17 protein-coding genes are annotated in these 16,921 nt (G+C 72.3%); 11 read left to right on the forward strand and 6 right to left on the reverse strand.

Going from position 1 to position 16,921, the window contains the following annotated elements:
• Position 1: 1 nt before the first annotated feature.
• Positions 2–1,459, reverse strand: a complete 1,458-nt coding sequence (locus ACIGEZ_RS02130; protein ID WP_399824729.1) for a regulator — start codon at positions 1,457–1,459, stop codon at positions 2–4.
• Between the two features lie 350 nt (positions 1,460–1,809).
• Here ACIGEZ_RS02130 and lipB point away from each other — a divergent pair, with 350 nt between their 5' ends.
• From lipB to ACIGEZ_RS02150, 4 genes are all read left to right on the forward strand, one after another.
• The gene (gene lipB, locus ACIGEZ_RS02135) at positions 1,810–2,643 is read left to right on the forward strand and encodes a lipoyl(octanoyl) transferase LipB (protein WP_399824730.1); all 834 of its coding nucleotides are present in this window, start codon (positions 1,810–1,812) and stop codon (positions 2,641–2,643) included.
• Between the two features lie 101 nt (positions 2,644–2,744).
• Positions 2,745–3,716, forward strand: a complete 972-nt coding sequence (gene lipA / locus ACIGEZ_RS02140) for a lipoyl synthase (protein WP_399824731.1) — start codon at positions 2,745–2,747, stop codon at positions 3,714–3,716.
• A gap of 189 nt (positions 3,717–3,905) precedes the next feature.
• A complete protein-coding gene (locus ACIGEZ_RS02145; protein ID WP_399824732.1) occupies positions 3,906–4,130 on the forward strand; it encodes a hypothetical protein in 225 nt (74 codons plus the stop codon).
• 10 nt (positions 4,131–4,140) lie between these two features.
• Positions 4,141–4,851 (forward strand): DUF4191 domain-containing protein, encoded by a 711-nt coding sequence (locus ACIGEZ_RS02150; RefSeq protein WP_399824733.1) that lies wholly within the window; start codon positions 4,141–4,143, stop codon positions 4,849–4,851.
• 136 nt (positions 4,852–4,987) lie between these two features.
• Here the strand turns inward: ACIGEZ_RS02150 and ACIGEZ_RS02155 are convergent, their stop codons facing one another.
• Entirely contained in the window at positions 4,988–5,455 is a 468-nt protein-coding gene (locus ACIGEZ_RS02155) for an RDD family protein (protein WP_399824734.1), read from the reverse strand.
• A gap of 221 nt (positions 5,456–5,676) precedes the next feature.
• Between ACIGEZ_RS02155 and glnA the strand changes: the two genes are divergently transcribed.
• On the forward strand, positions 5,677–7,101 hold the full coding sequence (gene glnA / locus ACIGEZ_RS02160) for a type I glutamate--ammonia ligase (protein WP_399824736.1): 1,425 nt from the start codon (positions 5,677–5,679) through the stop codon (positions 7,099–7,101).
• Between the two features lie 93 nt (positions 7,102–7,194).
• On the opposite strand, the gene ACIGEZ_RS02165 is transcribed toward glnA, so the two are convergent.
• Entirely contained in the window at positions 7,195–7,506 is a 312-nt protein-coding gene (locus ACIGEZ_RS02165) for a hypothetical protein (RefSeq protein ID WP_399824738.1), read from the reverse strand.
• A 645-nt stretch (positions 7,507–8,151) separates the two neighbouring features.
• Between ACIGEZ_RS02165 and ACIGEZ_RS02170 the strand changes: the two genes are divergently transcribed.
• Together ACIGEZ_RS02170 and ACIGEZ_RS02175 are read left to right on the forward strand one after the other, a co-directional pair.
• Complete coding sequence (locus tag ACIGEZ_RS02170) at positions 8,152–8,865, forward strand: tRNA-dependent cyclodipeptide synthase (protein WP_399824739.1); 714 nt, start codon at positions 8,152–8,154, stop codon at positions 8,863–8,865.
• Complete coding sequence (locus ACIGEZ_RS02175; protein ID WP_399824741.1) at positions 8,862–10,046, forward strand: cytochrome P450; 1,185 nt, start codon at positions 8,862–8,864, stop codon at positions 10,044–10,046. Before ACIGEZ_RS02170 ends, ACIGEZ_RS02175 begins: the two co-directional genes overlap by 4 nt.
• 72 nt (positions 10,047–10,118) lie before the next feature.
• On the opposite strand, the gene ACIGEZ_RS02180 is transcribed toward ACIGEZ_RS02175, so the two are convergent.
• Positions 10,119–10,394 carry a hypothetical protein gene (locus ACIGEZ_RS02180; RefSeq protein WP_399824742.1) on the reverse strand — a complete coding sequence of 92 codons (276 nt, stop codon included), beginning with the start codon at positions 10,392–10,394 and terminating at the stop codon, positions 10,119–10,121.
• 125 nt (positions 10,395–10,519) lie between these two features.
• Between ACIGEZ_RS02180 and ACIGEZ_RS02185 the strand changes: the two genes are divergently transcribed.
• On the forward strand, positions 10,520–10,879 hold the full coding sequence (locus tag ACIGEZ_RS02185; protein ID WP_399824743.1) for an arsenate reductase family protein: 360 nt from the start codon (positions 10,520–10,522) through the stop codon (positions 10,877–10,879).
• Positions 10,880–10,934: 55 nt separating this feature from the next.
• Here the strand turns inward: ACIGEZ_RS02185 and ACIGEZ_RS02190 are convergent, their stop codons facing one another.
• Both ACIGEZ_RS02190 and ACIGEZ_RS02195 read right to left on the reverse strand, forming a co-directional pair.
• On the reverse strand, positions 10,935–11,777 hold the full coding sequence (locus ACIGEZ_RS02190) for an alpha/beta fold hydrolase (protein WP_399824744.1): 843 nt from the start codon (positions 11,775–11,777) through the stop codon (positions 10,935–10,937).
• A gap of 101 nt (positions 11,778–11,878) precedes the next feature.
• On the reverse strand, positions 11,879–12,796 hold the full coding sequence (locus tag ACIGEZ_RS02195) for a Gfo/Idh/MocA family protein (protein ID WP_399824745.1): 918 nt from the start codon (positions 12,794–12,796) through the stop codon (positions 11,879–11,881).
• Positions 12,797–13,136: 340 nt separating this feature from the next.
• On the opposite strand from ACIGEZ_RS02195, the gene ACIGEZ_RS02200 reads away from it, so the two are divergent.
• From ACIGEZ_RS02200 to glnII, 3 genes are all read left to right on the forward strand, one after another.
• Positions 13,137–14,546 (forward strand): hypothetical protein, encoded by a 1,410-nt coding sequence (locus ACIGEZ_RS02200; protein ID WP_399824747.1) that lies wholly within the window; start codon positions 13,137–13,139, stop codon positions 14,544–14,546.
• A complete protein-coding gene (locus tag ACIGEZ_RS02205; protein WP_399824748.1) occupies positions 14,543–15,679 on the forward strand; it encodes an ARPP-2 domain-containing protein in 1,137 nt (378 codons plus the stop codon). The genes ACIGEZ_RS02200 and ACIGEZ_RS02205 overlap by 4 nt, the downstream gene beginning before the upstream one ends.
• A gap of 146 nt (positions 15,680–15,825) precedes the next feature.
• Positions 15,826–16,857, forward strand: a complete 1,032-nt coding sequence (gene glnII / locus ACIGEZ_RS02210; RefSeq protein WP_399824749.1) for a glutamine synthetase — start codon at positions 15,826–15,828, stop codon at positions 16,855–16,857.
• Positions 16,858–16,921 lie beyond the last annotated feature (64 nt).

Here is a 16,921-nt window from a genome sequence, read left to right on the forward strand (position 1 = left end):
GTCAGCCGAGCGCCGCCACCCTGTCGCGATAGGTCCGGACCGCCGGGGCGTCGCGGTAGGGCTCCAGGCGGCGTTCGAAGTCGCGGACGTATTCCACCGCGCGGGCCGAGCGCATCTCGGAGGCCTGCTGGGCGGCCTCCGCGCCCAGGGCGCAGGCCTGGTCGAGTTCGCCGAGGGCGAGGCGGGCGGAGGCGAGGACGACGCGGCAGAACAGGCGGCTGCGGGCGAAGCCGGGGGCGCGGAGCTGGAGGGCGCGTTCGGCGTGCTGGGCGGCGGCGCGGTACTGCTGGAGGTCGCGGTGGCAGTGGCCGAACTCGTCGGCGAGCTGGGCCTCGTCGAAGGCCCGCGCCCAGTGCGGCGCCTCGTCCCCTGGCCGGGCGGCCTCCAGGGCGCGTTCGGCCCGGGCGAGGGACGCGCCGCAGGCCCGTGACTCGCCGAGCACGCCGTGCCCGCGCGCCTCGACCGAGTGCAGCAGCGCCTGGACGACGGGCGGCGCGGCGGAGCCGACGCCCTGCTGGGCGACCCGGGCCAGCTGGACCGCCTCGCGGCCGTGGCCGAGGTAGACGGCCTGGTGGCTCATGGTGATCAGGACGTACGAGCCGTAGGCCCGGTCCCCGGCCGCCTGCGCGAGCCGCAGCGCCTGGACGAAGTACCGCTGGGCGAGGCCGTGCGCGGCGATGTCGTACGAGGTCCAGCCGGCCAGCCGGGTCAGGTCGGCCGCGGCCGCGAAGAGCCGGCGGCCCACGTTCTCCCCGTACGTGCCGCGCAGCATCGGCTCGGCCTCGTGCTCCAGGTAGCGGACGAGGGCCTGGCGGGCGTGGCCGCCGCCGTAGGCGTGGTCGAGGGTGCGGAAGAGCTCGCCGACCGAGCGCAGGGCGGCGATGTCCCCGCTGGAGACCCGCTGGCCCGGCCCCCGGTCGGTACCGCGCTGGCGGGGTACGGAGAAGCGGCCCTGGGCCGGCACCCGTGGATCCCCCGCCGTGGCGCCCGCCCCGCCCGGCTCGCCGCGCGCGACCCGCTCGTCGGCCCGTCCGATCAGCCAGTCGCGGCTGGGGACGACCAGGCCGGCCGGTGTGAAGGCGATCTTCCGCAGCTCGGCGTGGCTGCCGGAGTCCTTGCGCCACAGCCCGCTGACGATGTCGACCGCCTCTTCGGGCGTCGCGGCGAACTCGAGCCCCGCGTACACCGGCGCGCACGCGTCGAGCCCCAGGTCCTGCGCCGAGAGCCGGCGGCCGAGGCGGCGGGTGAAGACCTCGGCGATCAGCGCGGGGGTGGTGCCGCGCGGCTGCTGCCCGCGCAGCCAGCGGGTCACCGAGGTCTTGTCGTACCGCAGGTCGAGCCCGTGTTCGAGGCCGAGCTGGTCCACCCGTCTTGCGAGGCCCGCGTTGGAGAACCCTGCCTCGGCGATGAGCGCGGCGAGCTGGCGGTTCGGGATGCGCTGCGGGGGTCGTTCCGTCATCAGCTGTGCGGTCTCCTGCCTTCCGGGCCCGGGTGGCAGCCCGTATGGACCCTCATGGCCCTCATGGAACGGCGCGAATTTAGCGGCACTCACCGCCCTGACCGCCACCTTCGCCCCAGATTCATCCGATCGTGTGAGGAGCTGGGGGCGGGATTTACCCGGGGCGTCGACGGACCGGGACGTCGGCGGGTCGGCCGAGACCTCCGGGGGGCCTCGTACACCTGCCGGAGGGCCTTTCCGCGCACCGCCGTACAGTGGCATGGGCGCGAAAGACGCATGGTGCCGCACCGGCTCCCGCCCCGGGACGATCCCCGGAACCCGGTGCGCGGCACCCAGGAGGAGGCTTTGCCGTGAGTGAGCTGCGATTCGTCCGTCTGGGCTTCGGCGACGACGCCGTCGAGTACCAGGTGGCGTGGGACAAGCAGCGCGAGGTGCACGCCGCACGGTTCGCCGACGAGATCGACGACACGTGCCTGCTCCTCGAGCACCCGCCCGTCTACACGGCGGGCCGGCGCACCGCGGACAGCGAGCGCCCGCTGGACGGCACGCCGGTCGTGGACGTCGACCGTGGCGGCAAGATCACCTGGCACGGCCCCGGCCAGCTGGTCGGCTATCCGATCATGAAGCTTCCCCGCCCGGTCGACGTGGTCGCCCACGTCCGCCGCCTGGAGGAGGCCCTGATCCGCACGGCCGCCGAGTTCGGCCTGGAGACCAGCCGGGTCGAGGGGCGCAGCGGCGTGTGGGTGCTGGGCGACCCGGTCGAGCAGCGCCCGTCGCTCGGCGGACTCTCCCTCGACTTCGACCCGCGGCTGACCGACGACGAGTTCGACCCCCGGCTCAACGGCCCGGAGTACGCCCCGTCCAACGCCGGCCAGCGCCGCGAGGACCGCAAGCTCGCGGCCATCGGCATCCGGGTCGCCAAGGGCGTCACGATGCACGGCTTCGCCCTCAACGTGAACCCGGACAACACCTGGTTCGACAAGATCATCCCGTGCGGCATCCGCGACGCGGGCGTGGCCTCGCTGGCGAACGAGCTCGGCCGGGACATCACCATCGAGGACGTGCTGCCGGTCCTTGAGCGCCACCTCCGGGACGTCCTGGAGAACGCGGAGCTCAGGCCGCGGGAGATCGAGCGCGATCTCGCGCCCGGGACCGGGCGCGAGACGGAGCGGGCCTCGGCCTAGGAATGCCGGGCTCTGGCCAGGGGTTGGTCAGAGCGTTAAGGCATGGGAAGCAACGGGCGTACCCTGGTGTACGCCGAAGAATCGAAGCTACAGGAGCCGATGTGTCCGCAGTCGCACCCGACGGACGCAAGATGCTGCGCCTGGAGGTCCGGAACGCCCAGACCCCCATCGAGCGCAAGCCCGAGTGGATCAAGACCCGGGCGAAGATGGGGCCCGAGTACACGAAGATGCAGGGCCTCGTGAAGAGCGAGGGCCTGCACACGGTCTGCCAGGAGGCGGGCTGTCCCAACATCTTCGAGTGCTGGGAGGACCGCGAGGCGACCTTCCTCATCGGCGGCGACCAGTGCACCCGCCGCTGCGACTTCTGCCAGATCGACACCGGCAAGCCGCAGGCCCTGGACCGTGACGAGCCGCGCCGCGTGGGCGAGTCGGTCGTCACGATGGACCTGAACTACGCCACGATCACCGGCGTCGCCCGCGACGACCTGGAGGACGGCGGCGCCTGGCTGTACGCGGAGACCGTGCGCCAGATCCACCAGCAGACGGCGGAGCGCGCCGACGGCCGCACCAAGGTCGAGCTGCTCGCCCCCGACTTCAACGCGGTGCCGGAGCTCCTGGACGAGGTCTTCGCCTCCCGCCCCGAGGTCTTCGCGCACAACGTCGAGACGGTGCCGCGGATCTTCAAGCGGATCCGCCCGGGCTTCCGCTACGAGCGCTCGCTCGAGGTCATCACCAAGGCGCGGGACTACGGTCTGGTCACGAAGTCGAACCTGATCCTCGGCATGGGCGAGACCCGCGAGGAGATCAGCGAGGCCCTCCAGCACCTCCACGACGCTGGCTGCGAGCTCATCACGATCACCCAGTACCTGCGCCCCTCCGTCCGGCACCACCCCGTGGAGCGCTGGGTGAAGCCGCAGGAGTTCGTGGAGCTGAAGGAGGAGGCCGACGAGATCGGCTTCTCCGGTGTGATGTCCGGCCCATTGGTACGTTCGTCGTACCGGGCCGGCCGGCTCTACCAGCAGGCGATCGAGCGGCGCGGCGCGGGCGCGGTGGACGCGACCCAGGCCGTCTGAGCAGGGGCTAACCGCTCCGGAGCTGCGATGCGGGCGTACGTACGGATGGTCTGCGGACCCCTGCGTACGCCCGCTCCTGCTGTCCCGACGTCTTCATCAGTGTTTGACCACCGAGTCACGCCCTGGTAACACCAGTCTGTGAGTCTGATTTCACTCACAGCCATCGAGCGCTTACGGAGGCCCCCGCCCATGCAGGCCGCAGCGACTCACACGAGCCACGTCCGTGCCACCGCCCTCCCGTCCGTCACCGACGCCCTGCGGGCCGTCGAGGCCCTGCTGCTCGCCGGAGGGCAGCGCACCGCCCGGCGCAACGCCTGGACCTCCGTCCTGGAGGACCGCCGCCGCGCGAAGGACCGGGTCGAGGCCCAGCATGTGATGGAGGCGGTGGCTGGTCAGGCTTCCCGGGCCACGTAAACTTCAGGACATGGCGAGGAAGGCAAACACGGACGGCGTTGACGCCGCGAACCCCGGGCGACTGAAGCAGATCGCCCTCACGTACAAGATGACCCGGAAGGCCGACCCGAAGGTCGCGCTCGTCGTCGGGGGCGTGGGCATCGTCGTACTCGGTGTCCTCCTCGCGATCGGCTTTGCGATCGGTCACCCGGTCTACCTGGGCATTCTCGGTTTCGTCCTCGCGTTCCTCGCGATGGCGATCGTCTTCGGCCGGCGTGCCGAGAAGGCGGCCTTCGGTCAGATGGAGGGGCAGCCCGGCGCGGCCGCGGCGGTGCTCCAGAACATCGGGCGCGGCTGGACGGTGACCCCGGCGGTCGCGATGAACCGCAACCAGGACGTCGTGCACCGCGCGGTCGGCCGCGCGGGCATCGTGCTGGTCGGCGAGGGCAACCCGAACGGGCTGAAGACGCTGCTGGCGGCCGAGAAGAAGCGGATGGCCCGCATCGTGGTGGACGTGCCGGTGACGGACATCGTCGTCGGCAACGACGAGGACAAGGGTCAGGTGCCCCTGAAGAAGGTCCGCACCAAGATGCTGAAGCTGCCGCGCGTGCTCGCCGGCCCCCAGGTGACCGCGGCGAACGACCGGCTGCGGGCGATGGGCGACCTGATGAGCAACATGCCGCTGCCGAAGGGCCCGATGCCCAAGGGCATGCGGATGCCGCGCGGCGGAAAGATGCGCTGAGCGTACGGAGAAGGAGAGGGGCGCCCCGGGCCGGTTCGGTCCGGGGCGCCCCCTCTTTGCCTGTCCCGGGATCTCGTCCTGTCCCGGGATTTCGTCCTGTCCCGGGATCTCGTTCGCCGCGGGATCCCATGAAGGATCAGATCCGCACCTGGACGGCGCCGGAGAGCCGGTCGTGCAGGCCGCGGCCGTCGCGGTCCCAGATGAGGGCCGGGATGGCGAGGCACACGAGGACGCTGCGCAGGACGACCCGGACGAGGCCGAGGCGACCGCCGCGCACCGAGGCCACCCGCAGGCCGAAGATCCGCTTGCCGGGCGTGGAGCCGATGGTGCCGACCGTGAGCACGCTCAGGACGAGCAGGATGACCACGGCCCAGTTCTGGCTCGTCTGGCCATAGCGGTGGGTGATCAGTCCGTATGCGATCAGGCTGCACAGCGCCCAGTCGACCGCGAGGGCGCCGATGCGGCGGCCGGGGCGGGCGATCGAGCCGGGTCCCTCCTCGGGCAGACCGAGCTGCTGCCCCCGGTAACCGAAGTCCACGCCCGCTTCTTCGGCCGCGGCGCGCGGTCCGGAGAGCCATGATCCGAGTGCTTGCCTGTTGTCCACCCGACCACGGTACTGCGCCCGTTTTTGATCACTTCGGCCCGGGTGGGCGGGACGCGACACGCGGCCGGTGCGGCCCCGGCCCGGTTAACTTCGACGAAACAAATGGGTCATGCTTGAGAAATCCCGTCTGCCTATGGTCGGGTCCCGAGTGTGCCACCGCACTGGCCGCACGACCGAGCTGCAACCCCGCCCCTCCCCGGGCCGGGAGTAGGAGGAGTTGGATGTCCGAGAAGCACGGGTTCCAGAACGCCGACGAGGTCCAGAAGTTCATCAAGGACAACGACGTCAAGATGGTCGACGTCCGCTTCTGCGACCTTCCGGGCGTGATGCAGCACTTCACGATCCCGGCGACGGCCTTCGACCCGGCGGAGGAGCTCGCGTTCGACGGATCTTCGATCCGCGGCTTCCAGGCCATCCACGAGTCGGACATGGCCCTGCGCGCCGACCTGTCGACGGCCCGGGTGGACCCCTTCCGCCGCGACAAGACGCTGAACATCAACTTCTTCATCCACGACCCGATCACGGGCGAGCAGTACAGCCGTGACCCGCGCAACATCGCGAAGAAGGCGGAGGCGTACCTGGCCTCCACCGGCATCGCCGACACCGCGTACTTCGGCCCCGAGGCCGAGTTCTACGTGTTCGACTCGGTCCGCTTCGAGACCTCGGCGAACCAGGGCTTCTACCACATCGACTCCGAGGCCGGCGCCTGGAACACCGGTGCGGAGGAGAACAACCGCGGTTACAAGGTCCGCTACAAGGGCGGCTACTTCCCGGCCCCGCCGGTCGACCACTTCGCCGACCTGCGTTCGGAGATCTCCCTCGAGCTGGAGAACGTCGGTCTCCAGGTCGAGCGCCAGCACCACGAGGTCGGCACCGCCGGCCAGGCCGAGATCAACTACAAGTTCAACACGCTGCTCGCCGCGGCCGACGACCTGATGCTCTTCAAGTACATCGTGAAGAACGTCGCCTGGCGCAACGGCAAGACCGCGACCTTCATGCCGAAGCCGATCTTCGGCGACAACGGCTCGGGCATGCACGTCCACCAGTCGCTGTGGTCGAACGGCGACCCGCTGTTCTACGACGAGGCCGGCTACGCGGGCCTGTCGGACACCGCCCGCTACTACATCGGCGGCATCCTCAAGCACGCCCCGTCGCTGCTCGCCTTCACCAACCCGACGGTGAACTCGTACCACCGCCTGGTCCCGGGCTTCGAGGCCCCGGTCAACATGGTGTACTCGCAGCGCAACCGCTCCGCCGCCATGCGCATCCCGATCACGGGCTCGAACCCGAAGGCCAAGCGCGTCGAGTTCCGCGCGCCGGACCCGTCCTCGAACCCGTACCTCGCCTTCTCGGCGCTGCTCCTGGCCGGCCTCGACGGCATCAAGAACAAGATCGAGCCCATGGAGCCGATCGACAAGGACCTGTACGAGCTGGCTCCGGAGGAGCACGCGAACGTCCCGCAGGTCCCGACCAACCTCGAGGCCGTCCTCTCCGCCCTGGAGGGCGACAACGAGTACCTGCAGGCCGGCGGTGTCTTCACCTCCGACCTGATCGAGACCTGGATCGACTACAAGCGCACCAACGAGATCGCCCCGATCCAGCTGCGCCCGCACCCGCACGAGTTCGAGCTCTACTTCGACCTCTAAGCCGGACGCGCAAGCAACGGACACCGCTGCGAAGGCCGCCCTCCCGGAGTCTCCGGGAGGGCGGCCTTCGCCGTGCGGGCGCTGGAACAGCCCCTAAGCGTGTCCGCCGCGCATGCGCTGTGCGGAGGGCGGCTCGGGGATGCGCCAGGTGATCCGGAACCTGTCCGCGGCCGGCTGCCCCGGGCGGGTCTCGACGGCGTTGAAGGGGTTGATCGACACGCCGACGATCTGTTCGGCGGTCCATTGGCCGTCCTCGCCGCCCCAGCCGCAGTGTTCGGCCAGCATCGTGACGATCGCGTGGACGGTCTCCCAGCGCGGCACACGCAGCCCGGTGAGCGCCGTGCGGACGCCCTCGTGGCTCACGGCGTCCAGGAGGTCGTCGCGGCCCTTCGTGAGGGCGCTCACCCGTCGCCGGCTGAGCGGACCGGTCGCGCGGTGCAGCTCCTGGAGGGCCTGGACCAACTCCAGGTGTGCGCCCTGCGGTCGCGGAGTGGTGCGCGAGGGCGCGGGACGACGGGCCGGAGGCGCTGTCGGCGTTCCCTGCCGTCGCATCGGACGTGCGCCTGCCGTGGGCCGGGGGCTCGCGTTTCGCCGTACGGGAGGTGGCCGTATGTGCAGCGGAGTTCGTCCGGCACGTGGAAAGCCGGGTCGGGTGCACCTCGGAGCTGATGCGTGAACAGGGCTGGCGCGCGGCCCTGTTGCACTGCGCCGCGTCGGCGGCCTGCACGGCCAGGACGCACTTCGGCATGCCGGGCCGGCCCGCGGTGGTCGGGGCTGCCCGGGCTCGTCCGGGCCTGGCGGGAGCTGCGGGACGAGCTGCGAGGCAACGGATCCGGTGGCGGTTCGGGGGGCGGACCACGTGGTGGATCCGGTGAGCCTGATGCGGGCTCCGGGGAGGGATCCGATCAAGGCAGCAGCGGCTATTTTCGGCCAAACCCCTGAGTAGGGATTTACTCTCCGCTACCGCTCGATAGCGTGTCGTCGTCGCAGCCGCCACACCCGGAGCACTGGGCTCCGCTGGGACTAGCTGGCGCGATGAGGATTCCGAACGTGACTCAGGCGGCTTTCGCCCCTGCAGAGACGCTCCAACTCCAGCCGTACACCGACCATTGCCGCGTCATCGCTGACGAGGGCGCGCATGTGGTCATCGGCGTCTCCCCGGGAAACAGCTATTTCACCGCCCAGCGACTGCGCGAACTGGCGCGCTGGGGTCTTGACCACTTCGAAAGAGTCGATTTCGTCTATACGGATCTGCACGTCTCCGACATGTACGAGGCACTCGGTTACGGGGCCGACGAGGCACGGCGCAAGGCCGTGAAGAATCTGCGGGGGGTACGGGCCAAGGTCGGAGCCGCCGTGGCCGAGGCCGACCCCGACGGGCTGCGGCTGCGGGGCCGGGGCATGTCGGAGTTCGGCGAGGTGCCGGCGTATCAGGAGCTGCACCGGCAGGTCCTCGCGGCCGTCGCCGGGGACCCGGTGGTGCGCGGGACGTGCGACGCGCTTGCCGGGATCTTCCTGGCCGGGAAGCTCACGTCCGGGCAGGAGGTCACCGACCGGCAGCGGGAGGTGTGCCGGGAGTACATCTGCGCCGAGGTGCCGCTCTTCCTCGACACGCCCGCGATCCTCGGCGTGCCGTCCTCGCTGAACGTCTACCACCAGGCCCTCCCGCTCGCCGACCTGCTGTACGCCCGGGGGTCCGGGCTGCGGGCCTCGCGCAACCAGGGGCACGGCATCCTCACGCCCGTCGAAGGAGATCCCCGATGACCGCCCCCGCCCCGGCCCTGCCCGCCTTTCCCTTCGACTGGAACGGCACCCGGCTGCCCGCGGAGATCGCGGAGCTGCGCGCCGAGCCGGTCCGGAAGGTCCGCACCCTCGCGGGCGCCGAGGCCTGGCTGGTCTCGTCGTACGAGCTGTGCAGACAGGTTCTGGAGGATCCACGGTTCAGCCTCAAGGACACCTCCGCGCCGGGGGCGCCGCGGCAGTACGCGCTGACGATCCCCCCGCACGTGGTCAACAACATGGGCAACATCACCGGCGCGGGGCTGCGCAAGGCGGTGATGAAGGCGCTCAACCCGAAGGCCCCCGGCCTGGAGGAGTGGCTGCGGAAGCGCGCCGGGTCCCTGGTGGACGCGCTGGTCGGCGAGGGGGCGCCCGGGGAGCTGCGGGGCGGCTTCGCCGATCCGTACTCGGCGGGGCTGCACTGCCGGCTGCTCGGCATCCCCGAGGCGGACGGGCCGAAGCTGCTGCGCAGCCTGGACGTGGCGTTCATGAACGCGCCGCGTGAGATCGAGGCGGCGCGGCTCAACTGGGACCGGGACATCGCGTACATGGTCGAGCGGCTCGACGACCCGGCCACCACCGGGCTCATGGCCGAGCTCGCGGCGCTGCGCGAGGATCCCGAGTACGCGCACGTCACCGACGAGATGCTCGCGACGGTCGGCGTCACGCTCTTCGGCGCCGGGGTGATCTCCACCGCGGGCTTCCTGACGATGGCGCTGGTCTCGGTGCTGACCCGCGAGGACGTGCGCGACGCGCTGGTCGGGGGCGGGGTCGCCGGGGCGATGGACGAGCTGCTGCGGGTGAACCTGTCGATCGGCGACGGGCTGCCGCGGCTCGCCCTCGAGGACGTGCAGCTCGGCGACGTGCCCGTGCGGGCGGGCGAGCTGGTGCTGGTGCTCGTGGAGGCGGCCAACCACGACCCGGAGCGGTTCCCCGAGCCGGAGGCCTTCCTTCCCGGCCGGGAGAACGCCTCCGACCACCTGTCCTTCGGTGGCGGCCGGCACTTCTGCCCGGCCACCGCGCTCGGGAAGCGGCATGCCGAGATCGCCCTGGAGACGGTGCTCGACCGGCTGCCGGGGCTGCGGCTCGCGGTGCCGGTCGAACAGCTGGTGTGGCGCACCAACTTCATGAAGCGACTGCCGGAGCGACTGCCCGTCGCCTGGTAGGGCGTCGCGGTGGCGCTGCCCACCCGGCCGTGCCGACCGGGCCGGGCGGGCAGCGCCGACGGGCCGGCGTCCTCAGCGTCCGTAGCGGATCAGGGCGCGGACCATGTGGCAGGTGGTGTCGGAGGGCGGGTGGATGCCGAGCTGGACGGCGGTCGTGCGTATCCTCGCGTTCGTGGCCCGGGACGGGATGTAGACACCCGCGTCGAGCAGCGCGATGGCGAGGCGCATGGCCTTCAGCCGGCGGTTGTGCGTGACGTACCACTCGCGGGGGCGACCCGCGGGGAGCGGCTTCTTCTGGAGGGGCTTCCAGGGTTCGAGGGACGGTGTCCGGATCATGGCGACAGCCATGGGCGACCTCCTGGCGAACGGTGGGCGAGGGCCCTCCCCGGGACCCTCACCTTCACCCCCGATTTTAGTGCCCCCCACTGACAATCGTCCCTGGTCGGACCGGCGTTGGCGGTACGTTTGGGGGCATGGAGATCTGGATCAACCCCGCCTGTTCCAAGTGCCGCAGCGCACTGACCCTGCTGGACGCCGAGGGCGCCGACTACACCGTGCGGCGCTACCTGGAGGACGTGCCGAGCCCCGACGAGATCCGGGCCGTGCTCGACCGGCTCGGCCTCGAACCGTGGGACATCACGCGGACGCAGGAGGCGGCCGCGAAGGAGCTCGGCCTCAAGGACTGGCCCAAGGACGCGGCGAGCCGCGACCGCTGGGTCGAGGCACTCGCCGCGCACCCGAAGCTGATCCAGCGGCCGATCATCACCGCGGAGGACGGCACGGCCGTGGTCGCCCGCTCCGAGGAGGCCGTGCGGGACGCGCTGTCCCGCTGACCCAGCTTCCCGGCGGCGGTCCTCGTGCGCGGATTCCTGGCGGGAATCCCCGTTCTCAGTCCGTGAAGTGGCGGGCCGTTCGCTCGTGGGTGCCCGGCGGAGCCGCCACGGGGAGCGTGAAGTGGCCGGCCTCGGGCAGCATCTCCGGCTCCAGACCGGGGACGGCGGCACGGGCCGCGCGCTCCACCGCACGCGGGTCGTGCGCACGGGACCGGCCGGCCAGGAGGACGAGCGTCGGCGGCTTCAGGGCGGCCAGCCGCTCGGGGCCGGGGCGCGGGCCGTTGACGGGACGCACGGTGGGGAAGGTCGCGGCCAGGGCCTGGAGCGCTCGCCAGTCCGGGTCGAGTGCGGCGCCGCGCGTCTCCCAGTCGAGGAGAGCGGTGTTCCGGGCCGGAGTGGGACGCAGCAGCACCGGCAGGGCGCGCAGCAGGAAGCGCGGGGCGAAGCCGGTGAAGCAGTTCGTCGGGTCGAGGAGCACGAGCCGGTCGACGCGGTCGGGTGCGGCGAGCGCGTAGGTGAGGGCCGTCCACGCGCCGTACGAGTGGCCGACGAGGCCCGTCGCCGGGATGCCGAGGGCGTCGAGGAGCGCGTCCAGCCAGCCGGTCAGGTCCTCGGCGGTACGGATCGGGCGCCGCGGATCGGCCACGCTGCGGCCGGGCTCGCCGACCAGGTCGACGGCGTGGACGCGATGCGTCGCGCCGAGCACGGCGGCCGTGCCGTACCAGCCGGTGGCCGTCGCCCCGCCGCCCGGCAGCAGCAGGACCGGCGGGGCGTCGGCGGGGCCGTGGCTGATGAGGTGGGTCGTCCCGTACGGCGTGGCGACCGTGGCGGTGGTGGTGCCGTGCGGCCACTTGGCGAGGACGGTGTCGTAGGCGAGGTCGAACGCTGCTCCGGTCATGACAGGATCCTGCCGCCCGGCGACCCCGCCGCGGGGCGGATTCCGCTTCCGGTGCGGACGAGCTGGTCGCCGCCGTTGCCAGTGGACGTGGGCGCCGGGCCTCAGGGCCGGTGGGCGGCCGCCTGCGCCTCCGCCTCCGCCTCCGCCAGGATCGCCGTGAGCCGGGCCCCGAAGCCGGCGTCGCAGGGGTGCGGCCCGCCCGTTCGTATCGCCTCCAGGAGAGCGTCCAGCGCTCCCCGGAACGCGTCGACGGCGCCGTCCCAGCGCGGCATCGTCGTCCGCCCCCGCTCGCCGTACAGGGAGAGCGCGGCCTCCGCCGCCTCGGGCGGTGCGCTGAGGGTGAGGGTCGCCGTGCTGCTCGCGCCCGAGGTGTGACGCAGGACCAGGTGCTGGGTGTCGGCGGGGCCCTGGACGGCGGTGACCGAGGTGACGTCGCCGAGGATCGGCAGGTAGACCGAGAGGACGTGCGGGCCGACGTCCCACAGGCCGCCCTTCTCCCGCCGCCACGGCGACGCCGCGTACGCGCTCGCCGAGCCGGGCGCGAACAGCGAGCCCAGCCAGTGCGCCTCGCCGAGGAACCAGCCGCCCGCCGCCGCCTGTTCCTCGATCCAGCGGGCGGTGGGCTCCGCGAAGCGGAGCGTGCAGAAGACGACGGAGGCGACCCCGGCCAGCTCGGCCACGCCGGCGAGCTCCTCGGCGGCCGCGACCGTCGTGGCCACCGGCTTGTCCAGGAGCAGGTGGCAGCCCATGGCCGCCGCGCGTCGGGCGAGCGGGGCCTGGATGTCCGGGGGCAGGGCGAAGGCGATGGCGTCGCTCGCCTCGAAGAGGTCCTCGACGTCGTCGAACGCGGTCGTGCCGAAGGCGGTGGCCAGCTCCGCCGCCGCCTCGGGCCGCCTGCCCCACACCCCGGCGAAGTCGACGTCTTCGTGGGAGGCGAGCGCGGGCGCGTGGGTCCGCGCGGCCCAGGGGCCGGTGCCGAGGAGTCCGATGCGGGGCTTGCTGCCCGGGAGCTTCGTCATGACCACCAGTCTGCCGGGCGGCGCCGGCCTCGGGATCCGGGACCTCCCCGATCCGTCCCCGAACCGTCCCCGAGCGCACGCTCCGGGCGCGTACCCGGGCGCGCACCCGAGCGGGCATCCAGGCGCACCCGGGCCCACCCGGGCTCGTCCAGGCGCACCCGGGCTCGTCCCGGCTCGCAGTGCGCGCCGAAATCCGGTGGACCGCCTCCCCTCCCCCGGTGTTAGCGTTCCCGGGCCGGCCGCGGGACTCCGGCGCGACTTCCGGGACCTGCCTCTGAAGCAACGTATTCGCTGTTCGCGCCCCCATTCCCCGGCCGGCAACCCCGCGAAGGAGCGAAGGATGTCCGATCTCGTCGCCGCCGAGGACGTTCTCCTCTTCGTCAACGCGGCCGTCACGGCCACCGGCCAGCGCGAGTTCCGCTCCTCGGCCGAGCAGCAGCGCTTCTCGCTCGCCTTCGTCCACGAGTACGTACGGGTCAACTACCGCCCGCTGTACGCCGCCGTGCTCGCGCTCGACATCAACGACCACAACGCGGCCCTGATCGCCGAGCAACTGCTGCGCACGCCGCGGGAGGCCGGCCCCGACGAGGGGCGGCTGATCGCCGCGCGGCTCGCCGGGATGCCGCCGCAGCGCGTCTACCGGCTCTTCCGCGTCCTGCGGGCCGCCGGCGTCAACAACCGCCGCACCCGGGCGATCGTCCGCGACTGGCTGGCCGGGCGCCCCGATCTCGCGCACGACGCCGTGAAGTACCGGCAGGGCCTCAAGGCCGCCGCTCGGCACGCCCATCTGCCGCTGCCCGGCTCCCCCGAGCCGGCGGACGAGACCGGGGACTTCCTCTTCGCGCCCGGCCGGCGCACCCGGTACGCGCACCCCGCGCTGGACGCGTTCCGCCGGGCGCACTACGAGCAGGGGGCGCTGTACGAGCTGCCGTTCACCGTCGCGGAGGGCTTCGCCGCGCGGCACGGGGTGGCCCGTGAGGTGTTCCTGGAGCGGATCGCGCCCCGGATGACCCGGCTCGAACGGCTGCGGACCCGCCCCGGGGCGACGGACCTGTCCGTGATGCCGCTGACCCGGCTCGCGCTGTACGTGCTGTCTCTCCCCTTCGGGGAGAGAGCGGAGCGCCGCACCGAGCTGACGGGGGCGCTTCGGGCGGCCGCGCGGCGCGTGGCGGGGCCGCACGCCGGGAGCTGGGGGCGGGTGGCGGCGGTCCTCGACGACAGCTGGTCGTCCTCCGGTTCGGCGGTGAAGCGGCGCCGGCCGCTGGCCGTCGCGCTCGGCTGCCACTTCCTCCTGGAGGCGCTGGCGGCGCCGGGTGCGTACACGGCGCACTGGACCTCGGGCGGCCTCGATCCGCTGCTCGTACGGCCGTGGGGACCGACGCCGCTCGGGGAGCGGATCCTCGACGCCCTGGAGCTCGCGCCCGAGCGTCTGGTGATCGTCTCGGACGGCTGGGACAACGCACCGCCCGGGCTCGCGGGCGAGGTGCTGCGGGTGTGGCGGGAACGGCTCGATCCGGAGCGGCGGACGAGCGCGGTCCATGTGAACCCCGTATACGACGCCGACGTCTTCGACGTCCGCCGGCTTGCCCCCGAGGTGCCGACCGCCGGGATCCGGGACGCGGAGGATCTGCCGGCGCTGGTGGAGATCGCGCGGTTCGCCGAGGGCCGCGAGGGGCTGCCGGCGCTGCGGGCGTATCTGGACCGGCGGGTGGAGCTGTTCCTGAAGGGGGCGGAGGAGGCCCGGGCATGACACGGATCGATCTGACCGGGCTCGACGTCCGGCCCGCGCAGGTGTGGGGCGGGGTGCGGCTCGTGCCGCTGGTGCGGGACGAGCCGGTGGCGGGCCTGCGGCTGCACCGCCAGGTGTACGAGGGCGGCGACGGCCCCGACGCGGTCGAGGTCGGCGACGGCACGACGTACACCTCGTACATCCCGCACGGCTTCGTCGCCGACTGGTCGGGTACCGGGGCGCAGGCCGCCTCCTACGGGACGCGGCTCGGGGCGGAGCCGCCGGCCGCGGTGCCCTTGCGGCGGCTGGCCCGGCGCCGGCAGGGCGAGCCGCGGCTGCGGTTCCTCCCGCTGCACCTCGCCCTGGAGGGGTACCTCGCCCTCCACTTCGGCGGGCCGTCCGTCGTCTGGGACGAGTGGTCCCGGGACGCGGTCCGCCGGGGGCTCTCGCCGCGGGCGGAGGCCGCGTACGCCGGGTGGCAGGTGCCGGGGCTCGCGGAGGCGCTGCGGGTGTTCGAGATCCATCCCGGGCAGTGCGGGATGATGCTGTACGTCTCCGACGCTCTCGCCGCGGCCTTCGTCGTCCCGCACCCCGACGACTACCGGCTGCTGCACCCGACGCTGGTGGAGGACCTGTTCGGGGAGCTGGTGCACCAGTACACGCACTATGGCGCGCCCGTCGCGGACTTCACCACGTCCCTGGAAAGCGGCGCTGTCCATTCGCTGACCCAGCTGCGGGCCGCCGCCCGGGCACAGGAGCGGGCCTGGGCCGAGGCGCACGACGGGCTGATGGCGCGGGACCTCCTTCAGACGCCGTACGCCTACGAGCGGGTCTACCGGATGGGAGGCTTCCGGCTCTTCCGCTTCCTGCCGCCGTTCCTGCGGTCCGGACAGGAGCAGCACATCGGCGAGCTGATCAGCGACCACCGGGGCCGGACGGCCTATCTCAAGACGTTCCGGCTGTCGGAGAACCAGATCCGGCGGGGGTACCTGCTGCGCCGGCTCGCGGACTGCGACTGGCACCTGGGGCGTACGGCGGAGGCGCTCGGCACCTCGTACGCCGAGGTGGTGGCGCGGATCGAGCGCGCGGGCCTGGGCTCCCTCCTGAACGCCCACGTGGTCGCACGGCGCCTGCGCGACACAGCGGAAACCTGAGTAACACGGGGTTCACAATCGGGCAACCGACGGGAAATCCCGTGTTGCGAAGCTGCGCGCAGAACCGCAGAGACAACGCCACCGCAGCTCTCGCAACGTCGCGAGCCGCCGCCGCGCACCCCGCAGCACGCCAAAGGATGAGGCCCGTGACCTTCAAGGCTGAGTACATCTGGATCGACGGCACCGAGCCGACCGCCAAGCTCCGCTCGAAGACGAAGATCCTCACGGGCGGGGGCGCGACCCTCGCCGAGCTTCCCATCTGGGGCTTCGACGGATCCAGCACGAACCAGGCCAAGGGCCACGCCTCGGACCGCGTCCTCAAGCCGGTCTTCGTCTGCCCCGACCCGATCCGCGGCGGCGACGACGTGCTCGTGCTGTGCGAGGTCCTGAACACGGACATGACGCCGCACGAGTCCAACACCCGTGCCGCGCTGGCCGAGGTGTACGCGAAGTACGCCGCCCAGGAGCCGATCTTCGGCATCGAGCAGGAGTACACCTTCTTCGACGGCGAGCGCCCGCTCGGCTTCCCGGTCGGCGGCTTCCCGGCCCCGCAGGGCGGCTACTACTGCGGTGTCGGCGCGGACGAGATCTTCGGCCGTGACGTCGTCGAGGCGCACCTGGAGAACTGCCTCAAGGCGGGCCTGGGCATCTCCGGCATCAACGCCGAGGTCATGCCCGGCCAGTGGGAGTTCCAGGTCGGCCCCCTGGCGCCGCTCGACGTCGCCGACCAGCTGTGGGTGGCCCGCTGGCTGCTCTACCGCACCGCCGAGGACTTCAAGGTCTCCGCGACCCTGGACCCGAAGCCGGTGAAGGGCGACTGGAACGGCGCCGGCGCGCACACCAACTTCTCCACGAAGGCGATGCGCGAGGGCTATGCCGCGATCATCACCGCGTGCGAGTCCCTGGGCGAGGGCTCGAAGCCGCTCGACCACGTCAAGAACTACGGCGCGGGCATCGACGACCGCCTGACCGGCCTGCACGAGACCGCCCCGTGGGACAAGTACTCCTACGGCGTCTCCGACCGCGGCGCCTCGGTCCGCATCCCGTGGCAGGTCGAGCAGGACCGGAAGGGCTACATCGAGGACCGCCGCCCGAACGCGAACGTCGACCCGTACACGGTGACCCGTCTCCTGGTCGACACCTGCTGCGAGGCCCTGGAGAAGGCCGGCCAGGTCTGATCCCGTCCGCTCCGCGCACTCCTCGGAAGGGGCGCCCCCCGTTTCACACGGTGGGCGCCCCTTC

The organism is Streptomyces sp. NPDC085481 (assembly GCF_044541845.1).
Classification (GTDB): Bacteria; Actinomycetota; Actinomycetes; order Streptomycetales; family Streptomycetaceae; genus Streptomyces.

Bases quoted from the DNA above. Each gene is read 5' to 3' on its own strand.
- ACIGEZ_RS02130 (WP_399824729.1), bottom strand. From the start codon at position 1,459: ATGACGGAACGACCCCCGCAGCGCATCCCGAACCGCCAGCTCGCCGCG.
- ACIGEZ_RS02145 (WP_399824732.1), top strand. From the start codon at position 3,906: ATGCAGGCCGCAGCGACTCACACGAGCCACGTCCGTGCCACCGCCCTC.
- ACIGEZ_RS02150 (WP_399824733.1), top strand. From the start codon at position 4,141: ATGGCGAGGAAGGCAAACACGGACGGCGTTGACGCCGCGAACCCCGGG.
- glnA (WP_399824736.1), top strand. From the start codon at position 5,677: ATGTCCGAGAAGCACGGGTTCCAGAACGCCGACGAGGTCCAGAAGTTC.
- ACIGEZ_RS02175 (WP_399824741.1), top strand. From the start codon at position 8,862: ATGACCGCCCCCGCCCCGGCCCTGCCCGCCTTTCCCTTCGACTGGAAC.
- ACIGEZ_RS02180 (WP_399824742.1), bottom strand. From the start codon at position 10,394: ATGGCTGTCGCCATGATCCGGACACCGTCCCTCGAACCCTGGAAGCCC.
- ACIGEZ_RS02185 (WP_399824743.1), top strand. From the start codon at position 10,520: ATGGAGATCTGGATCAACCCCGCCTGTTCCAAGTGCCGCAGCGCACTG.
- ACIGEZ_RS02190 (WP_399824744.1), bottom strand. From the start codon at position 11,777: ATGACCGGAGCAGCGTTCGACCTCGCCTACGACACCGTCCTCGCCAAG.
- ACIGEZ_RS02195 (WP_399824745.1), bottom strand. From the start codon at position 12,796: ATGACGAAGCTCCCGGGCAGCAAGCCCCGCATCGGACTCCTCGGCACC.
- ACIGEZ_RS02200 (WP_399824747.1), top strand. From the start codon at position 13,137: ATGTCCGATCTCGTCGCCGCCGAGGACGTTCTCCTCTTCGTCAACGCG.
- ACIGEZ_RS02205 (WP_399824748.1), top strand. From the start codon at position 14,543: ATGACACGGATCGATCTGACCGGGCTCGACGTCCGGCCCGCGCAGGTG.